This window comes from Solwaraspora sp. WMMA2065 (assembly GCF_030345075.1).
Lineage (GTDB): Bacteria > Actinomycetota > Actinomycetes > Mycobacteriales > Micromonosporaceae > Micromonospora_E.
The window spans coordinates 4,508,627-4,534,956 of sequence record NZ_CP128361.1 but is presented as its reverse complement, the minus strand read 5'-3'; the positions used below and the strand labels follow the sequence as shown (position 1 = coordinate 4,534,956).

The window sequence follows — 26,330 nt, the reverse complement described above, 5'->3', positions numbered from 1 at the left end:
CGTCTGCCCGCAGTCGGGGCACCATCGGTGTCGACACCTGCACAGCGCAAAACCCGCGATGGTGCCCACCAGTGCGCAGGCGACGGCCACTGCGAGTGCAGAGGTCAGCGACATGGCTACACCTTCCAGTGAGAGACCGTGATCGGGCCTGCCGTGCCGGTGACGGGGACACCGGCACGGCAGGCGGTCGAGGACACCAACTGACTAGCGCCCAACGGGTACCGGCATGGTTCGTAATGCCGACGAACCGCCGGGAGCAGCCCTGTCGATGTACGACGGCGAGGTCGTGAGTCCATTCAGGCGGTATCTCTGGTCCGTCGCTAGACCGCTGACGCAGACACGGAGACTGTCCGCATCTGCCGACGAAGTCCCAGGGTGGTCGCGCTTCTGGTCCGGTTCGTGCTGTGATCGCTACGGGCGACGTTGAGGGGTGAGTGGCCTGTGGCGGATAGCAGCGTTCGCGGATCGGCACCGACGGCTGGACAGGTGGCTCGGGCCCGGGTGTCATACGACTGGCTCACCGGCATGGACGGCGCGCTGCACTGGGTCGAGTCGTCACCAGAGAGCAGCCGAGCCGTGGTAGTGACGTGGAGACCCGAGTGGAATCCCTCGGACGTTGACATCTCACGCCTCGATGGGGCGAACGTTGGAAGCAGCCTGCACGCCTACGGCGGTATGCCCTACGCGATCCACCCGTCAGCCGGAGCGGTGATGGTGGACGGTTCCACTGGGCTACTAGCGGTCGACATTGCTAAAGCCAAAACCGCGCATGTCTATGGCGATCTCACCCAAATTTCAGATGAACTGATATGCGTTCGCGAGGATGAGGCCGGAGACGAATTAGTTGCAGTGGACATTGTGTCGGGCGGGCTGCGTGTCTTGCTGGCGACCAATGGATTCTTTGCCTCACCTCGGCCATCGGCGGGACAACTAGCTTGGATTCAATGGGGCAGGGGTGCGATGCCCTGGGACTCAAGCGAACTGTGGGTTGCTGAATATCGCCCAGGATGGCCTGTCGGCCGAAAAGTGAAGATCGCCGGAGGGTCTGACGAGTCAGTCGTCCAGCCACAGTGGGACGCCGATGGTAATTTGTATTTTCTGTCTGACAGATCGGGCTGGTGGAATCTGTATCGTTGGCGCAATGGACAAGCGGATGAGATAGCGCCGATGGTTGCCGAATGTGCTGCCGCACCGTGGGAGTCCAGCTATGCCAACTACGTTATTCTTCCGCGGCGACGAATCGGCCTGGTCTTTCAACGTGGACCAAGGTTCGGACTGGTTATTGTCGAACCTGACGGTCGCATGAACCCCATCAGCCTGCCTTACACCGCGATCAAGCCCCATGTCGCCGCGATCGACGACAGGATTGCGCTTATCGGCGCATCCCCGACCTCGTCGCAGCAGATTGCCTTGGTGTCGACCGACGGTTCCGACAAGCTGGAAGTCATTCGACAGGGCGCTGCGAGTGTCACGGAAGCCGCCTCCATCTCTGTCCCGGAAACAATCCAGGTACCCTCTCGTGATGTCAATTTGACCGTCCTCTTCTATCCGCCAACGAGCAAGCATGGCCCGGCGCCGATGATCGTCCGACCGCATCCTGGGCCGACTTACCACAGCGATCTCCGATTGGACTGGGAGGTGCAGTTCTTCACGAGTCGCGGGTTCGCAGTGGCTGATGTCGACTATCGCGGAAGCACTGGATACGGTCGAGAGTTCCGCAAGTCTTTGGACGGCCAGTGGGGCCGACTTGATGTCGAGGATTGTCGTCTTGTGGCGATGCATCTACTTGCGACAGGCAGAGCGTGCCCTAGCGGCGTGTTCATCTCAGGTGCGAGTGCCGGCGGTTTTACCGCGCTCCGGGCGGCGTGCGAGGACGGACCATTCCTGTTGGCTGTAGCCAGGTCGGCGATTGTCGACCCGGTGAAATGGATGGTCACGGCGCCCCGTTTTCAGCGGCCGCACGCGAGGATTCTTTCCTCCGACGGCGCTCGCGTCACGCCGGATCGAGTAAGATGCCCCGTACTGCTAATCCACGGCAGTCGGGATGATGTTGCGCCAATAAATGAGGTGGTCGAGTTGGCGACGGCACTCGATCGCCGAGGACGGCTGTCCGGCATGCTGGCACTCGACGGCGTCGGGCACTATATATCTACGCCCACCGCCATATCGGTGGCGTTGGAGGCGGAACTTCAAGCCTATCTCGACGTAATCAGGAATGGCGGACACTCCCTTCCGTAGCGATCAGGGTGGGTAGCTGAGCCGCTGCGTATTCGCCTAGGTCCCTCACGGCGGGAAGATCCGTGTAGGGGTGAAGCTCGGCGAGCATGAGTACGATGCGGTGAGAGCTGCGAAACGAATTGAGCTTTACGGCGTGGTCGATTGCCTGTCGTGCAACTGTGCATGCATGGTCAATCTGGCGCGATCGCGCGAGGGACGAAGCGTGGAGCGCGGTGTCTATCGCCAGACGTCTCACTCGACTCGGCTCCAGTTTCGCAACCGCTCGGGAAACTTCGCGTTGCGCGAGCTCATAAAGGCCGAGATCATAAAAGCAATGGGCCTTCTCGTCGGCGAGATCGGCTTCACTGAAGTAGGCGATCCAGGACGGCTCGTCCGAGGGAATGCTCCGAGCAAGATCAGACTCAACTTGAAGCAGCGTTGCGGCGCAGGCAGCCTCATCGCCGCGTCTTGCCTGAGCACGGGCCAGCACAGTGCGGAAGACCGCCCGTACACCGGGCGTGGTCTGACGTTCGGTGCCGCGCAGTGCGGCGGTGGCGAGGCGCCCGGCCTGGTCTGGGTCTCCGCAATGCAGTGCCAAATGGGCGAGGCTGACAGCTATGATGTATCCGCCGTACAGGTGGTTTCCGGTTCTTGTAGCGATCGCCAAGGCTTGCTGGTAGTGCTGCTGCGCTGTACCGTCCGCCCCGAGGTCGACCGCTTCGTATCCTGCGAGTTCGAGGAATCCCGTTGCTGTAAGCGGCGACTGAGAGGCCAGGATGTCGAGTTCCCGCCCCAGGATGTCGGTTACGTTCGAGTAGATCCGGCCGGCACCATGAGTGTGGTCAGCGGTTCGGAGCTCCTGCAGTCTCAGCGCCGCCTTGGAGCTCTCGTCATCGGAGACGCGTGAGTACCCTACGTCCAAGGCAGACGCCAGTAGCCAGTCCAGAACGGGTCGATCGGTAGCCTCGGAGCGGAACCCCTGTGTCCTGCTCCCTGTGTCTCGGCCCGCTCGTAGCCCGCGTTCACGCTGCAGCATCGGGATCAAGCGCCGGAGCGCCCCTCCGGCGGCGAGCGCTACATCGCATCGTTCGACCAGATCATCTGAAGCTGTTCGCTCCGCCGCCTCGATCTTGCGGATCAGGTCCTTGTGCACGAACAACGCTCTGCCGAGGTCCGCCTGGGACATGTCGCGTTCTTGGCGCAGGCGACGGACCTCCGCACCGAGAAAGTGCTGCACAGACCGTCCCGGCTCAAGCGTTCTTGGGGCTTGGCCCACCGCTCACCGCCTGTTCCTACCTGCCATGCATCGCCAACGGGGGTTCATTGTCGATGAGACAGGGGACGACGAGCAACGCCTGCGACCGCCATGCGGACACATCCAGTTGTCCGCATCTGCCCCCTGCCCAGAACCCCGCGCGTTGGGTTTGCTCTCTTCATGGAACTCGGCTGCAGGATGGGGAGCTTGCTAGACGCAGGCGGGCCAACCATGCCCCAGTCGACTAAGGTGCATCTACCCCGAGCGGCGTCCTCCGAAGCTGCCGTCCTTGTCGAGGACGGCAGTCCCGCCCACCAGGCGAAACGCGAGAACGATGCCACCGCCAGCGTGTACGAGAGCGGCGTCTACGCGAACGGACCGTGTGCGGATAACGTGGCCGAGCGGATGCCGACCTCGCAGCCGTCCGGGCGGCAGAGGATTCAGCCGGTATGCGGCCGCGCGTATCGAGCACAACTGGGGCGCAGCCGGCGGGCGGTGTTGCAGGGTGGCGCGCAGCGTCGTCATGGTCTCGTAGCCGTAACAGCCGCTGGTGTGCGGACCAGGCCTGCGTCAGTGCTCGCGCTTCTCGGCAGTTGTTCTGATGATCTATTGGAAGGGCTTTCTGACGTGATGGATGTAGTGGCGGATGACTCGGCGGAGGTCGATGGTCTCCGGGAGGCGTTGGTTCGGGAACTGCTGGCCGGGGGATCGATTGCGTCTGCTGAGGTGGAGGCGGCGTTCCGGGTGGTGCCTCGGCATCTGTTCGCTCCGGAGGTGTCATCGGAGCGGGCGTACGCGAACGACATCGTCCGTACGAAGCGTGACGAGCACGGGGTGACGATCAGTTCGGTGTCCGCGCCGTGGTTGCAGGCGGTGATGCTGGAGCAGGCGCAGATCGGTCCGGGGATGCGGTGTCTGGAGGTTGGTTCTGGTGGCTATAACGCGGCGTTGATGGCGGAGCTGGTCGGGCCGGGCGGTGCGGTCACGACGGTCGACATCGACGCGGATGTGACCGGGCGGGCGCGCCGGTTCCTGGACGTCGCCGGCTACGGGCGGGTCAACGTGGTCCTGGCCGACGCTGAGCACGGTGTGCCGGCGCGGGCGCCGTTCGACCGGATCATCGTCACGGTCGGGGTGTGGGACGTGCCGCCGGCCTGGTCGGAGCAGTTGTCCGACGGCGGCCGGTTGGTGGTGCCGTTGCGGTTGCGGGGGTTGAGCCGTTCGGTGGCGCTGGTTCGTGACGGCGACCGGCTGGTGAGTGTCGGGCATGAGATGGCGGGCTTTGTCGGGGTGCAGGGTGCCGGGGCGCACACGGAGCGGCTGGTGACGTTGCACGGCGACGAGGTGGGTCTGCGGTTCGACGACGACGTGCCGGTGGATGTGGAGGCGCTACGTGCGGCGGTGCGGCAGCCGAGGACGCAGGTGTGGTCGGGCGTCACGTTCGGTGGGACGGAGTCGTTCGACGGCCTGTTCCTGTGGCTGGCCACGTGTGTGGACCGGTTCTGTCTGCTCAGCCGGGCGCGGACCGACGCCGCCCGGGCGTTGGTCGATCCGGCGTCGCCGATCGCCACACCGACGGTGCTGGGCGACGCCGGCTTCGCCTATGTCACGTTCCGCGAGGTGGAAGGGCGGGGCGATGTCTACGAGTTCGGCGCCTACGCGCACGGCGCGCAGGCGGAGAGTCTCGCCGCGACGCTGATCGAGCAGATCCGGGTGTGGGACCGCGACCACCGGCACGGCGGTCCGGCCCGTATCAGCGTCGTTCCCGGTGCGGTGGTCGTCGAGGAGGCGCCCGGTGCGCGGGTGATCCCGAAGCGGCACACGACCATCACGATCTCCTGGCCCTGACCGGCAAGCAGGACCAGGCGTCCCACCCTCAAATCAGCACAAGGGAGGAACCACCGCCATGTCCACGACCATCACGTCCGTCCCGGCCGCCGCCAGCGGCGGGGCGGACACCGACGACGACCTGTTCGACCTCGACATCAGCCTCATCGAGTCCGGGCCGGTGATCCCGGAGCTGCTGCGCAGCACCAGCGACAACTGCGGCAAGACCTGCGCGTCGGCCTGCACGAGCTGCCAGTCCTGAACCCCTGTCCCGGTGGGCCCGGCGCGGACGAGCGTCGGGCCCACCTCCACCCGCCGGGAGGACTTCGGTGTACCAGGTCATGGACGCGGTGCTGCTGCGGGCATCGGCCCAACCCACCACCGTGGATCTCCCTGCCTGGCCGGACCTGGACGACGTCGAGGCCGGCGAGGTGGGTGACTGGCTGCGGCAGGTGTGGAGCCGCGAGTCGCTCGCACGGGCCATCGAGGCCGCGTCTGCGGAGCTGGCCGGGCAGGTCGCCCGTGTTCGTGCCGGTCGCGACACCGACCCGCGTCGGCTGCGGCGGACGGTGAAGTCGGTGGCGCGGTATCTGCTGCGGGCGGGCGGGCGGAGCACACCGTTCGCGTTGTTCGCCGGGGTCGCGCCAGCGGTGATCGGCGCGGAGCCCACGGTGTGGTGGGGGCGTGGGCACCTGCCGGTGTCCCGTCCGGACGGGCAGTGGCTCGACGCGGTGATCACCCTGTTGGAGGGGTGTCCGCCGCTGCTGCGTCGTCTGCCGGTCATGGTCAACGACTGTGCCGATGTGCATGAGGATCGTGTGGTCGTGCCATGCCAACGGGCCGCCGCAGGCGACGGACCGGGGCGGGGTGTGTCCGGTCCGGTGGACGTGTCGGTGCGCCGAAGCGCGGCCGTCGACGCCGTGGTCGACCTGGCGCGTGCGCCGATCGTCGTCGCCGAACTGGTCGACAATCTGCGCGGTGAACTGGGCGGCGGTTCGATGGCGGCCGAGTCGGCGGTCCTGCGGCTGGTACGGGCACGGGTGCTGCTGACGGCGTTGCGGCCACCGATGACGGCCCCCGACGGCCTGGCGTATGTGGTGGACCGGCTCACAGCGGTCGACGCCGACGCAGTGCCGGAGGCGGCCGAGACGGTCCGGGCGCTGCGGTCGGTCGCCGACCAGCTGCGGCGACACCATCCAGGGGTTACCCCCGCGGCGGCGGTGCCTGGCGTCGATGCGGACCTGGCCGCTCGGATGCGGCAGGTGTGGGCGGGCGCGGGCCGGCCGGTCGCGGTGGATCTGCGCCTCGATGTCGCCGTCACCCTGCCGGACACCGTGACGCGTCACGCCCGCGCCGCCGCGGCGGCGTTGACCCGGTTGTCGCCCTACCGGCGCGGAATGCCGCCGTGGGAGGAGTATCACGCCGCGTTCCTGGAACGCTACGGCGTCGGCGCGGTGGTGCCGCTGGCCGAGGTGACCGACCCGGCGACCGGACTCGGGCTGCCCGCCACCTACCGGGGCTCGGACCGGTCGGTCGCCGCCACGCCGGTCACCGACCGGGAGCGGGGTCTGCTGCGGTTGGCGCAGCAGGCCACGATGGGCGGCGCCGACGAGATCAGCCTCGACGATCAGACCGTGGCCGACCTCGCCGGCCCGGACGACCCGCTGCTGCGGCCGCCGCCGCATGTGGAGTTGTTCGTCGCGGTTCATGCCGCGAGCGTGGCGGCCCTGCGCCGGGACCGGTACACGCTGGTGGTGTCCGGGGCGGCCCGCGCCGCCGGGGCGACCACCGGCCGGTTCCTGCACCTGCTCGACCCCGTCGACCGGGACCGGTTCCGCGCCGGCTACGCGGCGGTGGCGACGGTACGCCGTGGGGCGGTGCCGGCCCAGTTGTCGGTTCCGCCGCTGCGGGCGTCGTCGGACCCCCTGGCCTGCGCCCCGCGGATGTTGCCGACGCTGCTGACCGTCGGTGAGTTCACCGACGGCGGCGGGCCGGTGCGGGTCATGGACCTCGCCGTCGGCGGCGACAGCGACGGGTTGTTCCTGGTGTCGCTGCGCCATGGGGCGCTGATCGAACCGACCGTGTTCAACGCGGTCGAGTTCCGCCACTTCAGCCATCCGATGGCCCGGTTCCTGTGCGAGCTGCCGCGCGCCCGCACCGCGGTCTACATGCCGTTCTCGTGGGGTGTCGCGGACGCGTTGCCGTTCCTGCCCCGCGTGCGGTACGGCCGCACCGTGCTCGCCCCGGCCCGGTGGCGGCTCACCGCCGCCGATCTGCCGCCCCGGCACACGCCGCCACGGCGGTGGCGTGACGCGTTCGCCGGGTGGCGGCGCCGGTTCCGGATGCCGGACCGGGTCTGTCTGGTGGAGGCGGACAACGTGCTGCCGCTGGACCTCACCGAGCCCCTGCACGCCGATCTGCTGCGGGTCCACCTCGACCGGCACGGCCAGGCCCGGCTCGACGAAGCACCCGCCGCTGACGCCTTCGGCTGGCTCGACGGCCACGCCCACGAGATCACCGTCGCGTTGACGTCCACCGCGCCGGCGACGCCGACGCCGGCCCTGGACCGGATACGGGTCTCCGACCGCGACGACGGGCACCTGCCCGGCGACTCACCCTGGCTGTACGCGAAGCTGTACACCGCCGCCGACCGGACCGCCGACGTCCTCCAGCAGGTGCCCGACCTGTTCGCCGACACCGGCGCACCACTGCCGTGGTGGTTCCTGCCCTACCGCGACCCCGAACACCACGTCCGGCTCCGGGTACGACTGCCCCACGCCGACGCCTACGGCCCCGCAGCCGCCCAGGTCGGCGCCTGGGCCGCCCGGCTGCGCCGCCGGCGGCTGCTGTCCCGGCTCCAGCTCGACACCTACCACCCGGAGACCGGCCGCTACGGCCACGGCCCGGCGATGGCAGCCGCCGAGCAGGTCTTCGTCGCCGACTCCGCCGCCGCCCTGGCCGAACTGGACATCGTCTCGTCGTCCACGCTCGGGGCGCCGGCACTCGCCGCGGCCAGTCTCGTCGACATCGCCGTCGGCTTCACCGGCGACACCGCCGCCGCGATGCGGTGGCTCACCACCGGCCTGCCGAACGAGACCGCACCCACCCCGCGAGACGTCCTCACCGCCGCCGTCCGCCTTGCCGATCTCAGCGGCGACTGGGCCGCGCTACGCACCGCTGACGACACCGGCGCCCTGTGGGCCGCATGGCAGCGGCGCCGCGCCGCGCTCGCCGACTACCGTCGCCACCTCGCCGTACAACGCGACCCGCTGCCCGTCCTGGCGTCCCTGCTGCACCTGCACAGCGTCCGCGTGCACGGCATCGACCCCGGCCGGGAACGGCTGACCCGTCGGCTCGCGCGCGCCGCCGCCCTGCGCTGGTCCGCCCTGCACCCCGACCCACCACAATGAAGCCCAGCCCACTGGCCGTACTACGGCCCGCCGCCGCGGCGGCGCGCGCCGTCGCCGACCACCTCACACCACCGCCCGACCCGCCGCCCCCGCCGGCACACGCCCAGAACCTGGCCGACGGCGCCGTCGGAACCGCCCTGCTGCACATCGAACGCGCGGCCACCGGCACCGGCGCATGGGCCACCGCGCACCACTGGCTGACCACGATCGTCGACGGCGGCGTGCTCGCCACCCCCGACAGCAGCCTCTACCGCGGCGCACCCGCCATCGCCTACGCCCTGCACCTCACCGCCACCGCGACCGGCGGCCGCTACACCGGCGCCCGACACGCCCTCGACCGTGCCGTCGCCACCCTCACCCATCGCCGCGTCGACCAGGCGATGCACCGCATCACCGCCCGACAGCTGCCGACACTGGCCGAGTACGACCTCATCAGCGGGCTGACCGGCATCGGCGCCCACCTGCTGCGCCACACCCCCGGCGACGACGCCCTCGCCCGCGTCCTGGCGTACCTCGTGCGACTCACCGAACCGATCCGCCACGACGGCGTCACCCGGCCGGGCTGGTGGACCTTCCAGGACCCGCACGCCGCCACCTCGGCGGCGTTCCCCGGCGGCCACGCCAACCTCGGCCTCGCCCACGGCATCACCGGCCCACTTGCCCTCCTGGCACACGCCGCCCGACGCGGCATCACCGTCGACGGCCACCTCGACGCCATCGGCCGCATCTGCCACTGGCTCGACACCTGGTGCCAACACGACCACGACGGCCAAGCTTGGTGGCCCCAATGGATCACCGCCCAGGACCACCGCACCCACCGGCCCACCCAGACCGGCCCGCTGCGCCCGTCCTGGTGCTACGGCACCCCCGGCATCGCCCGCGCCCAACAACTCGCCGGCCTCGCCACCGCAGACACCCACCGCCGACACCTCGCCGAACACGCCCTCGCCGCCTGCCTCACCGACCCCCGCCAACTGGACCACGTCACCGACACCAGCCTCTGCCACGGCTGGGCCGGCCTCCTGCTGACCACCTGGCGCACCGCCGTCGACGCCACCACCCCGGCAGTCGCCGCCCACCTGCCCCACCTCACCGACCGCCTCCTCCACCATCTGTCGATGGACGACCACCCCGCCGACGGCCTCCTCGACGGCCGCACCGGCGCCGCGCTCGCCCTGACCGCAGTCGCGCACGGCACCCCACCAACCTCGGACTGGGACGCATGCCTGCTCCTCACCTGACCACCCACGCGACCGACCCGGACCCCTCCGCGCACCGGCAGGGCGACCCGGACACCGCCGCACTGGTGCCGGAGTCAGCGGTGCTCGCCCTGCTCACCGGCACACCAGCGGCGACCGCCGCGGCCCGCGTCCCGGTCCCCATCGCCGACCTCATCGACGCCGCCGAGCGGTACCAGACCGCCGGCCGCGCCGCCCTCACCACACCCATCGACCACGCCTGGTACCAGGCCAACATCGAATTCCCCGACCCGCCCACCGCCGAACACACCGCCGTCACGGCCCTCGGACCACACCTGCGCCACGCCGAAACAGCCGGCATCCTCCACACCTGGTGGTACATCCGCAAAACGCCGTACTGGCGGCTCCGACTCCACACCGACCGACGCCACCAGCACCAGCTCCGAGCCTTCGTGACCCGCCTGCTCGACGGCCTGGCATCACACGGGTCGATCACCGGCTGGTCCGCCGGCGTCTACGAACCCGAAACCCACGCCTTCGGCGGACACGCCGCCATGGCCGTGGCCCACCGCTTCTTCCACGCCGACAGCACCCACATCCTCACCTACCTGCACCACCGCCACACCCGACGCCAGCAACAGGCCCCGACGCTCGGCCCCCGGGAACTGTCCCTGCTGCTCTGCGGCACCCTGCTACGCGCCGCCGACCAGGACTGGCACGAACAAGGAGACATCTGGCACCGGGTGACAGCCATGCGGCCGCTGTACCCTGACCACCACGACCCCGGCCGGTTCCCCCAGATCACCGCCAAGGTCCACCACACCCTCACCCTCGACCCCCGACAGGCCGTCACCCACACCGCCGACCGGGACCTGACCGGTCAGGTCGACCCGTGGCTGACCGCCGCACACGACACCGGCGCCGCCCTGACCCGCCTCGCGCGCACTGGCGCGCTCCGCCGGGGACTGCGCGACGTCCTCGCCCACCATCTGGTCTTCCACTGGAACCGACTCGGCCTCACTACCACCGCCCAGTCCGTCCTCGCCCACGCCGCGGCCACCGCCACCCTCGACACCACGAACCCGCCCGGGACAGCTCCCAGGGCAGGCCGGTGATGTGGCCCGAACCCGACGACCCCGCCACCGTCCACCGGATGCGGACCGCGCACACCCACGCCCGCCGCGCCCTCCACACACACCCAGACCCTGAGGCCCACGAGGCCTGGGGCTGGCACGGCCGCACCCTCGGCGCACCCGTCACCACCGACCACGGGCGCCGATGGCTCCGAGTCGCCGCCACACCCATCGACCAGCTCATCGACACCTTCTGGAACGGCGCCATCGACGCCCACCGCGCGATACCGGCGGCGGTACCACGACCCCGGCTGCTGCGCTGGCACGACTGGACCGACGGCACCTGGACCTACCGCGCCGAACTGTACGAACACGCCACGGCCGGCACCATCGCCGACCACGCCGCAATCACCACCCCACCCGCCCTGACATCCGGCTGGTGGGCCACGGTCGGCACCGCCCTCACGACCATCGCGACGGTGAACACCATCCGGATGACCGTCCAGCCAGGATTCCTCGCCTGGTCGATGCCGCACTACCTGGGCATCCCCTCCAACGACCACCCCGGGCAACCCTGGACAACCGCCCACGGAGACTTCCACTACGCGAACCTCTGCGCCCCCGAACTACAGATCCTCGACTGGGAAGGCTGGGGACTCGCCCCCGCCGGCTACGACGCCGCGACTCTGCACACCTACAGCCTGCTGGCACCGGACGCAGCCGCCGACATCAGCCACCACCTGACCGACCTGCTCCACACCCCCGCCGGCCGCCACGCCGAACTCGTCGTCATCACCGAACTCCTGCACGCCTGCGAACACGGAATCAACACAGCGCTCGCCGCGCCACTGCACCATCGCGCCAGGGCGCTATCGGCGGGCACCGGGGCCAGCCGATGATCCCGCCGCCGCGCCCTCGTCCCCGGCCGCCGGATCCGTGAGCTGCGTGACCTGACCCGCCGCCGCACCGAGCTGACCGTGGCCCGAGGGCAGGAGATCCAACGGCTGGAGAAGGAACTGGAGGACACCGGGATGAAGCTGACCAGCGTCATCACCAACGTGGTCGGTACGACCGGACGGGCCATCATCGACGCGCTCATCGCCGGCGAACGCGATCCACAGGTGCTGGCCGGACTCGCTGTCGGCCGGGCCAGGAAGAAGACCCTCGACCTGGTCGCCGCCCTGGACGGCACGTTCACCGACCACCACGGCTGGATGTGTCGGCACTACCTGGCCCAGATCGAGCACCTCGACCGGCTCGTCGGACAGTTGGACCAGCGGATCGCCGACCTGACCGCCGGCCACGACGACGACATCGACAACCTCGACTCCCCGCCCGGTGTGGGCCGCCGGGCCGCGGAGATGATCCTCGCCGAGACCGGCGGCGACATGACCCGGTTCGCCACCGCCGGGCATCTGGCCTCGTGGATCGGGGTCTGTCCCGGGATGAACGAGTCAGCCGGGGTCACCAAACGCATCCTCGGCGTCGCGGCCCTCGCCGCCCTATGCGACAGGAACTCCTACTACGGGGTGTACTACCGGCGGATCGCCGCCCGACGTGGCGGGAAGAAAGCCCTCGCGGCCGTCATGCACAAGCTGGCCATCGCGATCTGGCACGTCCTACCGACAAGACCACCTTCACCGACCTCGGAGCCGACTACTTCACCAAGCGTGACCCCGAACGCGCCATGAAACGGATGATCCGCGAGGCCGACAGCCTCGGGCTGACCGTCCGCTTCGACCCGCTTCCACAAGCCAGCCGAGCCGAACAGGCCCGTACCCAGTCACCGAGATTTCGTGTCAGACCCATCGGCGGCCCAGATCCCCCCGGGGAGCGGTGTCGGGCTTTGATCGGCGACTTCGACCAGAAGGCAGAGGTGCGACGGCATGACCGTGACGGGCGAGATGGGTGTCGGGGATCAGGCGAGGCTGCGGGCGGCGATGGTCGCCGAGTTGCGGGAGGACGTCATCGTCTCCGACGCCGTGGCTGCGGCGTTCTCGACCGTGCCTCGTCATCTGTTCGCAGCTGGTGAGCCGTTGGAGGCGGTGTACGACTCGAACACGCCGCTGGTGACCAAGGTCGGCTCCGACGGGGCCGCGCTGAGTTCGGTGTCCGCCGCGCACATCCAGGCGGTGATGCTGGAGCAGGCCGGGATCGAGCCGGGGATGCGGGTTCTGGAGATCGGCTCGGGTGGGTACAACGCGGCGCTGATCGCGGAGCTGGTCGGCCCCAAGGGTTCCGTCACGTCGGTGGACATCGACGCGGAGATCGTCGCGCGGGCGCGCCGGTGTCTGCGGTCGGCCGGTTACGGGCGGGTACGGGTCGTGCGGGCCGACGCCGAGCATGGTGTGCCGGAGCACGCGCCGTACGACCGGATCATCGTGACGGTCGGGGCGTGGGACATCCCTCCGGCGTGGATCCACCAACTGTCCGGGCGCGGCAGGATCGTCGTGCCGCTGCGGTTCGCCGGGTTGTCCCGCTGTGTCGCGTTCGACCGCGTCGGCACCCGCCTGGTCTCCCGCAGCTACTGTCTCGGCGGTTTTGTGCCGATGCAGGGCCAGGGCACGTTCACCGACACGGTGGTGCCGGTCACCGGTGACGCGGCGCTGCGGGTCGACGGGCCCGACCCGGGCTTCGACGTGCCGGCGCTTCGCGGGGCGATCCATGGGCGGCGGATCGCACGGTGGTCCGGGGCGGCGTTCGACCTGCCTGATGAGTTGGAGCTGTTCGTGGTGACCAGCGGGCCGCTGGTGCCGTTCCTGCACGCCAGCCAGGCGCTGGTCGACCGGGGTGTGTTCACGCCGGCGGTGACTGTCGGCGCGGCGGTCCTGGTCGAGGCGGGCAGTTTCGCCTACCGGACGAAACGCGGGAACGAGGACACCGGCGGGTGGGAGAGCGGCGTCTACGCGCACGGACCGAACGCCGAGGACGTGGCCGAGCGGTACCTCGACCTGCTGCGCCGGTGGGCGGCCGGTTACCGCCGCCGAGGGGCCGCGCGCATCGAGTACATCCCAGGTGATGGCGACGGGGGTACGCCGCGCGGGTGGTGTGCGCCGAAACGCCATGGGGTGGTGGCGGTCTCGTGGCCGTGACAGCCCTGTGCGGCGGTTCCAGCGGCCGCCTGGCTGACTTCCATCGGAGTATGTCGCCGATGGGCGGCACGCCCCGGCGGACCGGTGTCTTCCGGTTCTGGAGCCCGGCGTGATTCTGCTGGCCTGCTGTCTGTGGGAGGTGGTCGGCCACCGTCAGTGGAGGGTGGATGCGCGCGGCCGGGCTGAGTCGCGGCGTACCGATAGGGTGCGCGAGCCCGCTACGGCTAACGCGATCACCAGTCGGATGTGACGCAATGTAGCCGGTTGTTGAGTCGTCGATCAGGGTTGACCGGGTGTGGAAGCGGCCTACTGATCGGCGGTGTGTGGTGTCGCCGGGTGCCGGGGCGGCGCTGATCAGGACGGCATGGCCCTATCGGTCAGTCGCGACGCGGCGTCCAGCTGTGTATTTATGCTACAAAACCACCTACCATCGCGTTCAGTGCACGGAAGGCGGCCGGCGGGATCGTCACGCCAGAGGGAAGGGGGTCATCGCTGAACGACTTCGCTGCGGCACGCTTGGACGGTCACCCCGGGTAGTCGCCCAAGGTTACTGGTCATGGCGGCGGCACCGCCGACGGTGTTCGTCCGACCGTCAACCCGGGTGGCGTGTGGGAACGGGTCGGCAGCGCTGTCACCCGCTTCTGGTGGCTCAGTCGCCGGGGCGCAGCTCTCCGGTTTGTACGCCGGACACGAACCGGTGCCATGACGTGGGGTGAACGTGAGGCGCGGTGCGGGGACATTCGAGCTGGTGACGTCCACCCGGTCGCCGTGAAACGCGACTTCGACGCAGTGGTCGTCGAGACAACTCGAACTCTTCCGTCGCCAGATCGGTGGAATTTCCATCTCGGCCCCGCTGTGCGGGGGAACAGTCACCGGGTCTTCCGGTGTGGACCATGAGAAGTTGAGGGGGTGTGATGATGTCACGGCGAATACCTTTCGAAGTGCGACGCATGCCAGCCCTCGGCGTGATCCCATCTGCGGCGACGCGGCGGCTTCCTGCACGATTCGATCGAGACGAGATCGCCAGGGACACCGAGTGTACCAAGATGGCACCAGGCCAAGGATTTTCAGTTGATCTCGACAACGCGCGGATGGCCACACCATCTCGCATCGGCTTAGTGCAAAGTGCCCAGTGCCGCCTGCAAAGTGAAGACGGCTATAGGCAGATATTCACGCATCCCTTAGTGTGGGCGGTACACGACGAGAGGACGCGGACGCCATGACGACGCCTGGGCCGACCCTCAGCCGTCGACGTCTGCGGACCGCGCTACGCCATCTCCGGGAAGAAAATCACTACACGACCGATGATGTCCGCAAAGGTGTGGAGTGGTCCCTTTCCAAGGTGACCCGGATCGAGGCCGGAACCGTCACCGTCGCCCTCGCCGATCTCCACATGCTGCTCCGCTTCTACGGGGTGGACGATCCCGCCGAGGTCACACGACTTCTCGACCTCGCTCGGTCCGCCCGCCGACGCAGTTGGGCCGCGAGCTACCGCGAGTACGTGTCCCCCGCCTACATCGACTTCATGGGCTACGAGGACGAGGCCGCCGTCATCAAACACTTCCATCCGGTCGTGATCCCCGGACTCCTGCAGTGCCGGGCATACGCTGAGGCCCTCATCAGGCTGGTGAAGATACTGCCGCATGACGACAAAGAAATCCAAGCTCGAGTAGCGCTACGGATGCACCGGCAACAACGTGTCTTCGACCGCGCGGGTGAGGTGGAACTGCGGGTCATCATCGACGAACTCGCTCTCCAACGCAACGTCGGAGGGAGAGAGGCCATGCGCGACCAACTCGCCCACCTTAACGACATGTTCGACCACCCCGCCGTGGAGATCGCGATCATCCCGTTCGACCCCGACGTCTCGGAACGCCCGACCTGGTCGTTCTCACTTCTCGAATTCACCTCGGAACAGGACAGCCCGGTTGTGTATGTCGAGAATCTTCCGAGTGACGTCGCGCTCGTCGAGAGCGAACAGGAGATAGTTTCCTACGAGGAACTGTTCGAGAACCTGTGGCACTCGGCCGTCAACGGCGACACGGCCCGGAGCATTCTCGCCCAGCAGGCCTCGCGCTACGAGTGACGGCCCTGATCACCCGCGCACGGCGGGCCGGTCCCGACATCGTCGCGACGTGTCAGCCCGGCCCTCGGCCGTTCCCGCGCCTCAGCATCAGGATCAGGACAGCTGGGGTGTCCGTGCCCGTCGGCCGCCACGCCCGGAACTCCCGCGACCAGCAAATACCGGCGAGCAGCGCGCGCGCGGCCAGCGCGCGCACGTGCCGCGCCGCCGCGGGCACCCCCATCGCGGCGAACATCACCACGAGCACCAGGGCCGCCGCGGGCAGGCCACCGGCCGCGGCGATGTCGTCACCGGCCAACCCGCACAGGTAGCCGCTCACCACCGCCGACGCCATGCAGGACATGACGTGCCGGTGGGTAGCCGTGGCGGCGGCACCGGCGCAGCAGTGGCCGTGCGCCGTCGTCACCCACCGGCAATCCCCTGTCGTCGACGGGCCCCAGGCGATCCGATCAGACGCGGAACGCCTCGGACCGCCGCTGCCGCGCCGTCCGCGCCGCTGCCTACCTGCCATCTGCCGCTCTCCTGTCCAGCCCGGGTTTGTTGGTCCGGGGCGAGTCTCGCACGCACAACACGAAATCTGCAATCGGCTGACTGCACTCGGCGGACTTTGTAACCTCGTCGAGACTCGGACGCACACCCGCCACCCGTGCGGGTACAGGCTTTGACACACGTCAGCCCGCATGACCATCTGGCATGCGAAAAATATTCACCACCCATTGCGGCGACAGAGTTGAGACGCGTCGACCAGGGATCTGGTTCCCACGCCCCCGACGAGGACGATCAAGTCGGCATCCACGACCGCCACGCCATGCCGTCGCACGCCATCCTAATAGATGTACATAGATGCGCAGGAGTGAATCAAACGATTACTCACATTCGGGTGTGCCACCGCCGGGGCGGCCCCGCCCCAGAAAGCCCACCCAGAGACGCACGCCAACGGCCCCCGAACAAACACACAACCGACAGAACGTGAACCTCGTGTTCGTTTCCCGCCCGCACCGACCGACGCCACCGGACACGCCGCAACGCCTCCACAGCCCACCAATCCAGACCCCGTCCCGTCCACCACCCCTACGACGTTGCACGCCCACGCCACCCGGCCCACCGAGCACGAGAGACACCCGTCCCGGCCCGTACCGATAGCCGGAAACCCGCGCCGGCCAACCCGCGTGGGGACGCACCACACCCACGACAGAACATGCGGCGACGGGGACAGACCAAAGGAGGTGGGGATGGCCGACGACGACCACGAGGCACACCTGGCCGCCGACCGCGACCTGTGGCGACTGATCGAGGCGGACAGGTTCACCGGACACCGCTGGGACCGCATGATCGACGCGCTCGTCGCGGCCGCCGTCATGCAGATGCGCCACGACCTGCGCACCAAACAGATCTTCGGCCACTGCGCCCGACGCGGCTGGCGACTCCACCCACCCGACGGATGGGCACACGCCGACCACGACAGCATCATCCAGGAGTCGGTCACAAACGCGCTGGCGACGTTCACCCGCCGGTGCCACGACGGCACCGGCTGGGACCCCAGCCGCAACCACAGCCTGCACGACTACTTCACCGGCATGTGCCGAAGCGAGTTCGCCAACACCTTCCGCCGATGGCGCACCAGCAGGAACACCAACGAGACCACGCTTCCACCCGACGACACCGGCCCCGCCGCCCTGCGTTCCGAGCAGGACCCCGCACGATCCGCCATGGCCAAGGTGGTCCTCGACAAGATCAGACACACAACGGTGCTGTCAGATCTGCAACGCAGACTGCTGTTCGGCCACGCCTACGGCCTCACCCACCAGCAGCTCGCGGAACACTTCGACACCACGGCCCGGGCCGTCGAAGGCCAGATCCGTCGCGCCCGGCGACAACTCCGCAATGAGGGGATCTCATGGTGAACGCACCCCGACCGACCCACCCCGCCACCACACCCACCGACGCATTCCACGAGCACGGACCAGCCAACCCGGAAGACCAGTTGTTCAACGGCCTGCTCCGCGCCGGCTCGATCGGCGCCGCACTCGCCGGCTCCGACCCACGCGATCACACCACCGACGACGTCATCGCGGCCATCCGCACCGCCGCCGGCACCCCCCGCACAACCGTCGAACCCCACCGACCGGACCCGACCCCCCACCACGAATCGACATCGGCCAGCCACGACACCGACACGGTCGAGGTGTGGGAACTCGTGCAACGGGCCCAGGCAGGCGATAGCGAGGCGTTCGGGCTGATCTACGACCACTACGTCGACACCGTCTTCCGGTACGTCTACTTCCAAGTCGGCAACCGGCCGCTCGCCGAGGACATCACCTCGGACACCTTCCTCCGAGCGCTGAGGCGAATCGGCGGCCTCACCCGGCACCGCCACGACCTCGGCGCCTGGCTGGTCACCATCGCCCGGAACCTGATCGCCGACCACCTCGGACCCGGCCACCACCACCGGCTTGAGACCACCGGCGAGAAGCCCGTCTTCGACAATCGCGACCGACCGATCAGCAACGATTCGGACTGACAGGCCGGTTCGACGCCTACCTCCAGCTGGAATCGGCCAGACCACGATGAGGCGACGGCTCTCGGACCCCGGACAGGACGACGGCATCGGCCAGAGCAACGACACGCTGACCAGCGCGTACGCCGGATACCACACGTTCGTCGCCACTTGGCGTCGGCTGGGCGCCACCACCATCGACGCCAAGCAGGACCCCGACGAGGTGTGCCAGGAACTGCTCATGGCGGCAGCCTTCGTCGCGATGCGCCGGCAGGCCAGCACCTGACGTCGCACTCGGCAAGCCTGCCTCGAACCCTGCCCCGAAGGCGGTACCGGCGGCAAGGTACAGCCATCAGCCCGGGCCGCTCCACTGACGGCCGGTCGGCGCGTACACGAACTGATCTCCGCAGTCGTAGCCACCGTGATCCTGGTAGGTCAGCTCATCCTGCAGGCTCGCAACCGGCGGCATACGCGGCGCAAGGTCCGGCGGCGGTCCGTGCTCCATCTATCCGAGGGGAGCTCCCCAGGGTCCGAGACGTGTCTCCGGATCACCTCGGTGTGAGTGCGAGGCGGGTCCGATGAGCAACACGACTACCACCAAGCCAGCCACCACGGCTGTCACGATCGACATCTTTCTCGGTCGCCGATCACGTGCGATGGCTCGGCGCGCCGGCCGACATCGACCAACTCCACCGGCGGATCACGGCCCTCGAACAACGAGTCGTGGACCTCAGCCTCGATCCACCGACGCGGTTGCCGCTGAATGTTGGTTGATCATTTCTGTATTGGGTGGTGCGGCGGGCGTGAGGGAGTCGCCGATCACGTGATCGGCTTGCTCCGAGGGTGAGTGTTCGGGGTGGAACGGGATTGTGGCCTGTGGTCGGGCCGCCTGGTTTCGGCTGGTGGGGTGTGGTCAGCCGGGTGCCGGCTGGACGGCGGTGAACAGGTTGTCGAACGCCGCCTGCCAGGGCCAGTACTCGGGCAGGTGTAGGTGGATGGTGCGGGCCCGGTGGGCGAGGCGGGCTGCGACGGTGATGATCCGGGTCCGGATGGTGGCGGGTCTGGCGGTCGACCAGGTGCCCGCGGCGAGGTGTCCGGCGGCGCGGGTGAGGTTGTGCGTGATCGCGGCGCAGGTCAGCCAGGCGTCGTTGGCGCTGAAGTGTCCGGAGGGCAGGTGGGCGAGGGGGCCGGCGATCAGGTCGGCGTTGACCTGCTCGATGATCGCGTGTTGCCGGTGCTGGGCTTCGGCCTGTACGAGGGTGTACGGGCTGTCGGTGAACACGGCGTGGTACTCACATACCGACCCCAGCAGAGCAAGATGCCCGACCCGACCCAGAAAGACAGCATACCGGCAGCCACAGACCCGCCCAGCTTCGCCGCATTTCACCCCGGGATCGTGTCTGATTCACATTGATCCCCACATCGACGGACATGACGTCCGTCGAGCCGCCGCCCAGACACCGTACGCCTACCGCATGACCGAACGGCAAGCCTATCCATCCGACCTGTCCGACGCCCGCTGGGCCCTGATCGCACCCCGCCTGACCGCCTGGCGACAAGCCCGCACCGACGCCGGCGTCAGCGGCCGCACCCCCACCCACGACCTCCGCGACATCTTCAACGCCATCCTCTACGTCAACCGCACCGGCATCGCATGGCGCTACCTGCCCCACGACTTCCCACCCCACCGCACCGTCTACGGCTACTTCGCCGCCTGGAGCAAGGAAGGCATCTTCACCGAACTCAACTACCAACTCACCGGCCTCGTCCGCGACCACCACGGCCGCACCATCCAACCCACCGCATCCATCATGGACAGCCAGAGCGTCAAGACCTCCACCAACGTCCCACTATCCACACAGGGCACCGACGCCGGAAAGAAGATCGTAGGCCGCAAACGCGGCATCATCACCGACACCCTCGGCCTGCTCCTCGCCGTCATCGTCACCGCCGCCAGCGCCAGCGACAACGCCATCGGCGCAGACCTGCTCGACCAGGCCACCACCACCTACCCCACCCTCACCAAGACCTGGGCCGACGCCGGCTTCAAAAACCGCGTCGTCGAACACGGCGCCCAACTCGGCGTCGACGTCGAGATCGTCACCAAAGACCCACAGGCCAAGGGCTTCAGCGTCGTCAAACGCCGATGGGTCGTCGAACGCACCCTCGGCTGGCTCATGCACCACCGCCGACTCGTACGCGACTACGAAGCCCGACCCGACAACTCCGCCAGCATGATCACCATCGCGATGATCGACAACCTCGCCAAACGACTCACCGCCGAAACCACCCCAACCTGGCGATACGGCTAAACCCGCATCACCGACAAAATACGTGAATCAGACGTCCTCTGAAAGACCTGGCCCTCGCCCACGGCGCCGACGCCGCGCGCCTGGTGCGCTGGCGTCCCCGGCCACCCACCCGTGACCGCAGCCCGGACCGGCCCACCGGCGAGCTGTCCGGGCACTTCCTCGCAGTACGGGTGCGTCCCGCCGGCCGGGTGATCCGACGCGGATCACAGTGCGGCGATGACGGCGTCCTGCCCGAATGCTGGCTGCTCGTGCAATGGCCTCCCGGCCACGACGAACCCAGCGACTACTGGCTGTCCGACCTGCCCACCGACACACCACTCGCCGAACTGGTCCGCCTGGCCAAGAGCCGCTGGCGCGTCGAGCACGACTACCGCGAACTCAAGACCGCCCTCGGCCTCGACCACTTCGAGGGCCGCTCCTGGACCGGCTGGCACCGCCACGTCACCCTCGCCACGGTCGCCCAACTGTTCCTCACCCGACTACGGACAGCCCGCCCAAAAGCGGCGGGGCGGACTTGAGTCTGTACACCGTCCTACACCGGCTGCAGTACCTACTCGCGACCTGGCTCGGGTTCTGCCCCCTCTGCCACCAACTGGTACCGACCTAACAAAGTACTACTAGGCGCTCTTGCGGTGTCGAGCGTTGAGCCGGGCAGAAACGCGTCCATCAAGGATCGTCGCTGTCTCGGACGGGCCTAGCTGGCCGATGAGCCGGTGTCCGTACACGTCGACGGCTGCCTCGATCAGATCGGTGGCCTGAGCGGCTGCGCTGCGTCCCATCAGTGCGGCCGCCAGCGCGGCCGCCCCGGCTACGCAGGACACGGGCCACCACAGCAGGCCGAGCGGCGCGTTGACCAGCGCCCACGCCTGCAGCAACACCGCAGCGTCGAACCTTCGGCCGGCATCGCCGATGTTCTTGCGCACGGGTACGGGAAGTAGCAGCAGCAACCGCGGCCAAGCCGATGGAAGGTCGAGTTCGTACTGGTTGTCCACGCGCGTGCGCAGCGCTGCGAACCGGTCGCCGATCCATGTCGGGCTGGTGGGGTACGCCAAGGCGATGCGGACCTGCCGCTGCAGGAGCCGTTCGCGTTGCGGGCTTCCCTGGCCGCTCGACCGCGCCGCGTTGCCCGCAGTCGTCCACCGCTGGACGCGTCGGTCGCGCAGCGCCTTCGACAGCGGCCAGGGGATGTAGTAGCCCAACCAGATCCGGCGCACCAAGTGCGCCAGTAGTTGGGCGAGCCCCGCGGCCGTCAAAAGGCCCGCGGCCCACGAGGCGACCGACACGGGCAGGCTCGACCAGGTGCCGGCCCGGCCGTCGGACGGCAGCCAGGCGCTGGGCACGGCAAGCAGTGAGCAGCACGACCACATCACGGCACCAGGGCTTGCCAGAGCACGCCAGAAGTTGCCTGCATCGACGGGCTGATCGAGCACCGGGCGGCCTCTCGTTCGGTGAAGCGACTGCGGCGGGAGCGTGCCGGCACCCTAGACGCTCGCATGCGGACTGCTCGGGCGATCAGCTGTGAAGGGAAGTCTACGTGCCGACGAATCGACAAGGCCATGGCAGCGTGTCGATGGCGCGGTTCGAGCGCGCGGTGGCAGCATGCTCCCGCAGAAGCCTGCCCCCTCGCCGGTGCCCGTCGCCGGAGTGGCAGGGACAGGGACGCCGGCGTCGGGGAGGACCGGTCATGGATCGTGACGAGTCCGTCATGCGGCTTCAGCAGTGGCTGACCGGTGCGGTCCAGTCCGAGACGGCCGCCGCCGCGCTCGACCCCGCAGGGCTGGCACTGGCCGGTGAAGTGTCCAGATCGATCGACGACACGGATGCCGAGGCGTGGGCACTGATCGGCCGGGTGCATCTGCTGCGGTTCCAGGAGATCGCTGATGACGATCAACGTGAACTCGCCTGCTGCCTGGCCGCATACGAGCTGGTCCGCCGGCACGCGCCGAAGCTCGTGCCGGAGCCGATCGGAGATGCGCTCGACGAGCTTCCTTTCGGTCCGCGACCGGTGGGGCCGCACGCTCTGCGATCCGAGGTCTACAGCGGGCAGGCCAAGGCGCTGCTGCGCCAGGGGTCCGATGGGGGCGGCACCGGCCTGATCGAGGAGGCGATCGCGCTGCTGCGCGATGCCGTCAGGCTGGACCCGGAAGGCGATGGCCAGCCAGAACGCCTGATGAACCTTGCCGGCGCGCTGAAGGGTCGCTATGACGACACCGGCGCAGCGGCCGATCTCGATGAGGCCATCAGCATCGGCAGACAGGCATTCGCGCTGCTGCCACCCGGCGATCCCGACGTCCCCGCCTACCTGTCCAACCTCGGCACCGCTCTGGCCAGCCGGTTCGAAGCCAACTTCACGTTGTCCGACGCCGATGAGGCCGTCGATCAGCTACGGCGAGCCGAAGCCGGCATGATCGACGACCTCTCCTCCCGTGGGACCATCCTGTCGAATCTGGCTTCAGCGCTGCACGCGCGATTCTGGCTCACCGGGATCCGGGCTGATCTGCACGACGCTGTCGCCGCGCTCACCGAGGCCGTCGACCTGACCGTTGACGACGAACCGGGCCGGGCGCGCTGCCTGTCCAATCTCAGCGGCGTCCTGAGCAGCCTGTACCAGCTCGATAGGACGGCCGCCGACCTCGGCGTGGCGATCGCCCATGGCCGTGAGGCCGCCGCTCTCACCCCGCCGGGCCATCCTGGACGCCCGGCGGTCCTGCGCAACCTCGCGGGCGTCCTACGTGTGCGTTTCGAGCGGGACGGTGACGACGACGACATCGGCGAGGCGATCAGCATCAGCCGCGAGGCACTCGAGAGCGTCGGAGCCGCACACCGTGACGCGGGCAGGATGTTCGATGCGATCAGCTTGGCGCTGATCAGCCGGTTCGAGCGCTACGGCAGCACGGCCGACCTCGACGAGGCGATCGACAACGGCCGCGCCGCGGCTGCCGCGGCACCCGGCTCCGCCGCCGACCTGGCCCACTACCTGACCAACCTCGCCGGCGTGCTGCTGGCACGGTACGAGCGCAGCGGCGAGCTGTCCGACCTCGACGAGGCGATCGCCCACGCCCGCCGCGCCGCAATGCGGGCCGTCGCCGGCACCATCCCCCAGGCCACCATCCTGTCGAACCTGGGAACCATGCTGAGCGCCCGGTTCGAACGCAGCCTCGACCGCGCTGACGTCGACGACGCGATAGCGGTCAGCCGTACGGCGATCTCCTTGACCGGTGCCACGCACCCGGATCGGCCCGGCTATCTATCCAATCTGGGGATCGCGCTGCGGGTCCGGTTCGAGAATGCCGCCGATCCGGACATGGGCGACCTCGACGAGACGATATCCGTCAGCCGGCGCGCCGTCGCCGCCGCTCGGGCGTGCGGGATAGCCGCAAACGAGTACCAGGTCAATCTCGCCATCGCGCTCAACCGGCGATTCGAGCACACGGCAGCAGCCGACGATCTCGACGAAGCCGTGACGATCCTCCAGCAGGCGATCGGTGAGCAGGCCGCTGCCCACCCGAACTCGGCACGGCTGCTGGCCAACCTCGGCAATGCCCTGGTGGCTCGATACGAGCACAGCCATGCACCGGACGACTGGGCCGAAGCGGTGCGGGCCTACGCCGCGGGTGCCCGACTCGGTGATGCCGCGCCGATGGCACGCGCGTACTGCGCGCGCCGCTGGGCGGCACTGAGCGCGGAGCAGGGCCGATGGGACATGGCGCGCACCGCTGCCGCGATCGCCCTCGACCTGCTTCCGCAGCTCACCGATCAGCGTCTCACCGCCGACGACCGGCGCGTCCATCTGGCGAGCCTGCAGGGACTCGGACCGCTCGCCGCGTACGCGCAGGTGGCTGATGCCGACTCCGCGCAGCGGCGCAGCCGGGCGGGTAGGGCGTGGCAGGCGCTGGAGGTGGGAAGGGCCGTCCTCGTGACCAGGGCGCTGGAGACGCGCACTGACCTGTCTGCCCTGCGCCAGACCGCCCCGGAAATCGCCGACGACATCGCCGAGCTCTGCCACCGCCTCAACAATTTCGAGCCGGCGGCCGTATCATGGGGCCGGCGGACGGCCCCGGCGAACGCGAGTCCGCGTGAACGGGATCCGGGCCGGCGACGGGCCGACGCGACCCGTCTGGAGCGGTTGTACGAGCGCGTGCGTGCGATCGGCGGGTTCGAGGAGTTCGGCCGGCCTCCCGCCATCGACGACCTGCGCGCGGCCACCGGGGAGGGGACCGCGGTCGCCGTCCTGGTCACACCATTCGGATGCGGCGCGCTCATCATCGACCGGCACGGCGAGGACTACCTTCCACTGCCCCTGCTGACCGAAGCGCACGTCCGCGAACGAGCGGAGCAACTGCTGACCGCGGTGACGCCGGCAGGAGCGGCGTCGGGCACGGTCGGCGAGGCCGTCCACGCCGTCCTGGAATGGGCATGGGACGCGATCACCGGACCGGTGCTGGCGCACCTCGGGCATCAGGACCCGCCCCAGGAGGAGACATGGCCGCGGGTGTGGTGGATACCCACCGGCGCTCTGGCCCTGGTGCCGCTGCACGCGGCAGGTCATCACCGCAACACCGGACCGGTCGCGGGCCGGGCCGTGCTGGACCTCGTGGTCTCCTCGTACTCTCCGACGCTGCGCCTGCTGGCGAAAGCACGCCAGCCTGTGCGCCGCAACACGAACCCGCTCGTCGTCGGGGTGAACAGACCCGCCTACGACACGTCGAACCTGCGCCCCCTCACGTTCGCCGAAGACGAGGCGATGTCCGTACACGCAGGACTGGGTTCCGCGCACCCGTGCCTCGTCGGTCCAGCCGCGACCCACGACGAGATCCTGCGGCGGCTACCGGAGGCGGGATGGTCGCATTTCGCCTGCCATGCCCAAGCCGACGACACCGACCCGGCGCGCGGATACCTCGCCCTGCACGACCGCAGGCTCGAGATGAGGGAACTCAGCCGGCTCGACGTCCAGGGCGCCCACCTCGCGTACCTGTCGTCGTGCAACTCGGCTGCCACGCCGCAGCACCTGCTCGACGAGCCGGTGCATCTCGTGTCGGCGTTCCTGATGGCCGGCTACCGGCATGCGGTGGGTTCGCTGTGGCCGATCGGCGACTACGTCGCCTCGACGATCACCGACGACACCTATCGCGCGATGCTGGAACAGCACCACGACCCCGCGCAGGCCCTGCATCTCGCGATCCAGCGACTCCGTACCCAGCCGCACGCCCTCGACCGGCCTCAGGTGTGGGCGTCGCACATCCATTTCGGACCCTGACCGCCCGAATCCGGGTCAGCGGGAGAGCGGCGCCGCTGGCATGGCCGACTTTCCGATCGCAGCGGCACCGCATGCCCTGCTGTCGGAAACCTCCCATATCCAAGCGCG

At 68.9% G+C, this 26,330-nt stretch carries 19 protein-coding genes and 1 pseudogene; 16 read left to right on the top strand and 4 right to left on the bottom strand.

The window, feature by feature from the left end:
* Nucleotides 1-501 precede the first annotated feature (501 nt).
* On the top strand, nt 502-2,238 hold the full coding sequence (locus tag O7610_RS20600) for a S9 family peptidase (protein WP_289211598.1): 1,737 nt from the start codon (nt 502-504) through the stop codon (nt 2,236-2,238).
* Here the strand turns inward: O7610_RS20600 and O7610_RS20595 are convergent.
* A complete protein-coding gene (locus O7610_RS20595) occupies nt 2,210-3,454 on the bottom strand; it encodes a helix-turn-helix domain-containing protein (protein ID WP_289211597.1) in 1,245 nt (414 codons plus the stop codon). The genes O7610_RS20600 and O7610_RS20595 overlap by 29 nt on opposite strands.
* 648 nt (nt 3,455-4,102) lie before the next feature.
* Between O7610_RS20595 and fxlM (O7610_RS20590) the strand changes: the two genes are divergently transcribed.
* The 9 genes from fxlM (O7610_RS20590) (at nt 4,103) to O7610_RS20550 (ending at nt 16,159) form a co-directional block, all read left to right on the top strand.
* Nucleotides 4,103-5,320, top strand: a complete 1,218-nt coding sequence (fxlM, locus tag O7610_RS20590; RefSeq protein ID WP_289213651.1) for a methyltransferase, FxLD system — start codon at nt 4,103-4,105, stop codon at nt 5,318-5,320.
* A 58-nt stretch (nt 5,321-5,378) separates the two neighbouring features.
* Nucleotides 5,379-5,561 (top strand): FxLD family lanthipeptide, encoded by a 183-nt coding sequence (locus O7610_RS20585; protein ID WP_289211596.1) that lies wholly within the window; start codon nt 5,379-5,381, stop codon nt 5,559-5,561.
* A gap of 67 nt (nt 5,562-5,628) precedes the next feature.
* Nucleotides 5,629-8,709 carry a lantibiotic dehydratase gene (locus O7610_RS20580; RefSeq protein WP_289211595.1) on the top strand — a complete coding sequence of 1,027 codons (3,081 nt, stop codon included), beginning with the start codon at nt 5,629-5,631 and terminating at the stop codon, nt 8,707-8,709.
* Entirely contained in the window at nt 8,706-9,950 is a 1,245-nt protein-coding gene (locus O7610_RS20575; RefSeq protein WP_289211594.1) for a lanthionine synthetase C family protein, read from the top strand. Before O7610_RS20580 ends, O7610_RS20575 begins: the two co-directional genes overlap by 4 nt.
* Nucleotides 9,932-11,023, top strand: a complete 1,092-nt coding sequence (locus O7610_RS20570) for a thiopeptide-type bacteriocin biosynthesis protein (protein WP_289211593.1) — start codon at nt 9,932-9,934, stop codon at nt 11,021-11,023. The genes O7610_RS20575 and O7610_RS20570 overlap by 19 nt, the downstream gene beginning before the upstream one ends.
* 38 nt (nt 11,024-11,061) lie before the next feature.
* A complete protein-coding gene (locus O7610_RS20565; protein ID WP_289211592.1) occupies nt 11,062-11,880 on the top strand; it encodes a hypothetical protein in 819 nt (272 codons plus the stop codon).
* A gap of 78 nt (nt 11,881-11,958) precedes the next feature.
* Nucleotides 11,959-12,672: a transposase gene (locus O7610_RS20560; protein WP_289211591.1), complete on the top strand. Its 714-nt coding sequence runs from the start codon at nt 11,959-11,961 to the stop codon at nt 12,670-12,672.
* Between the two features lie 195 nt (nt 12,673-12,867).
* Nucleotides 12,868-14,073, top strand: coding sequence for a methyltransferase, FxLD system (gene fxlM, locus O7610_RS20555; RefSeq protein ID WP_289211590.1), 1,206 nt, complete (start codon nt 12,868-12,870; stop codon nt 14,071-14,073).
* Nucleotides 14,074-15,292: 1,219 nt separating this feature from the next.
* Nucleotides 15,293-16,159, top strand: a complete 867-nt coding sequence (locus O7610_RS20550) for a helix-turn-helix domain-containing protein (RefSeq protein WP_289211589.1) — start codon at nt 15,293-15,295, stop codon at nt 16,157-16,159.
* Between the two features lie 52 nt (nt 16,160-16,211).
* Here the strand turns inward: O7610_RS20550 and O7610_RS20545 are convergent, their stop codons facing one another.
* Nucleotides 16,212-16,562 (bottom strand): hypothetical protein, encoded by a 351-nt coding sequence (locus tag O7610_RS20545; RefSeq protein WP_289211588.1) that lies wholly within the window; start codon nt 16,560-16,562, stop codon nt 16,212-16,214.
* 826 nt (nt 16,563-17,388) lie between these two features.
* Between O7610_RS20545 and O7610_RS20540 the strand changes: the two genes are divergently transcribed.
* The 3 genes from O7610_RS20540 to O7610_RS20530 are packed head-to-tail and all read left to right on the top strand — an operon-like array spanning nt 17,389 to nt 18,939.
* Entirely contained in the window at nt 17,389-18,060 is a 672-nt protein-coding gene (locus O7610_RS20540) for a sigma-70 RNA polymerase sigma factor region 4 domain-containing protein (RefSeq protein WP_289211587.1), read from the top strand.
* Nucleotides 18,054-18,677, top strand: a complete 624-nt coding sequence (locus O7610_RS30935; protein ID WP_502959040.1) for a sigma factor — start codon at nt 18,054-18,056, stop codon at nt 18,675-18,677. Before O7610_RS20540 ends, O7610_RS30935 begins: the two co-directional genes overlap by 7 nt.
* A 46-nt stretch (nt 18,678-18,723) precedes the next feature.
* The gene (locus tag O7610_RS20530) at nt 18,724-18,939 is read left to right on the top strand and encodes a hypothetical protein (protein ID WP_289211586.1); all 216 of its coding nucleotides are present in this window, start codon (nt 18,724-18,726) and stop codon (nt 18,937-18,939) included.
* Between the two features lie 627 nt (nt 18,940-19,566).
* On the opposite strand, the gene O7610_RS20525 is transcribed toward O7610_RS20530, so the two are convergent.
* Nucleotides 19,567-19,935, bottom strand: a complete 369-nt coding sequence (locus tag O7610_RS20525) for a transposase (RefSeq protein ID WP_502959039.1) — start codon at nt 19,933-19,935, stop codon at nt 19,567-19,569.
* A 193-nt stretch (nt 19,936-20,128) separates the two neighbouring features.
* Between O7610_RS20525 and O7610_RS20520 the strand changes: the two genes are divergently transcribed.
* Nucleotides 20,129-20,965 carry an IS5 family transposase gene (locus O7610_RS20520; RefSeq protein WP_289211585.1) on the top strand — a complete coding sequence of 279 codons (837 nt, stop codon included), beginning with the start codon at nt 20,129-20,131 and terminating at the stop codon, nt 20,963-20,965.
* Between the two features lie 32 nt (nt 20,966-20,997).
* Nucleotides 20,998-21,483: pseudogene (locus tag O7610_RS30930) on the top strand (transposase); the annotation flags it as partial.
* 99 nt (nt 21,484-21,582) lie between these two features.
* Here O7610_RS30930 and O7610_RS20510 read toward each other — a convergent pair.
* A complete protein-coding gene (locus O7610_RS20510) occupies nt 21,583-22,395 on the bottom strand; it encodes a hypothetical protein (RefSeq protein WP_289211584.1) in 813 nt (270 codons plus the stop codon).
* A gap of 254 nt (nt 22,396-22,649) precedes the next feature.
* Between O7610_RS20510 and O7610_RS20505 the strand changes: the two genes are divergently transcribed.
* Nucleotides 22,650-26,222: a CHAT domain-containing protein gene (locus tag O7610_RS20505; protein ID WP_289211583.1), complete on the top strand. Its 3,573-nt coding sequence runs from the start codon at nt 22,650-22,652 to the stop codon at nt 26,220-26,222.
* The last annotated feature ends 108 nt before the right edge of the window (nt 26,223-26,330 follow it).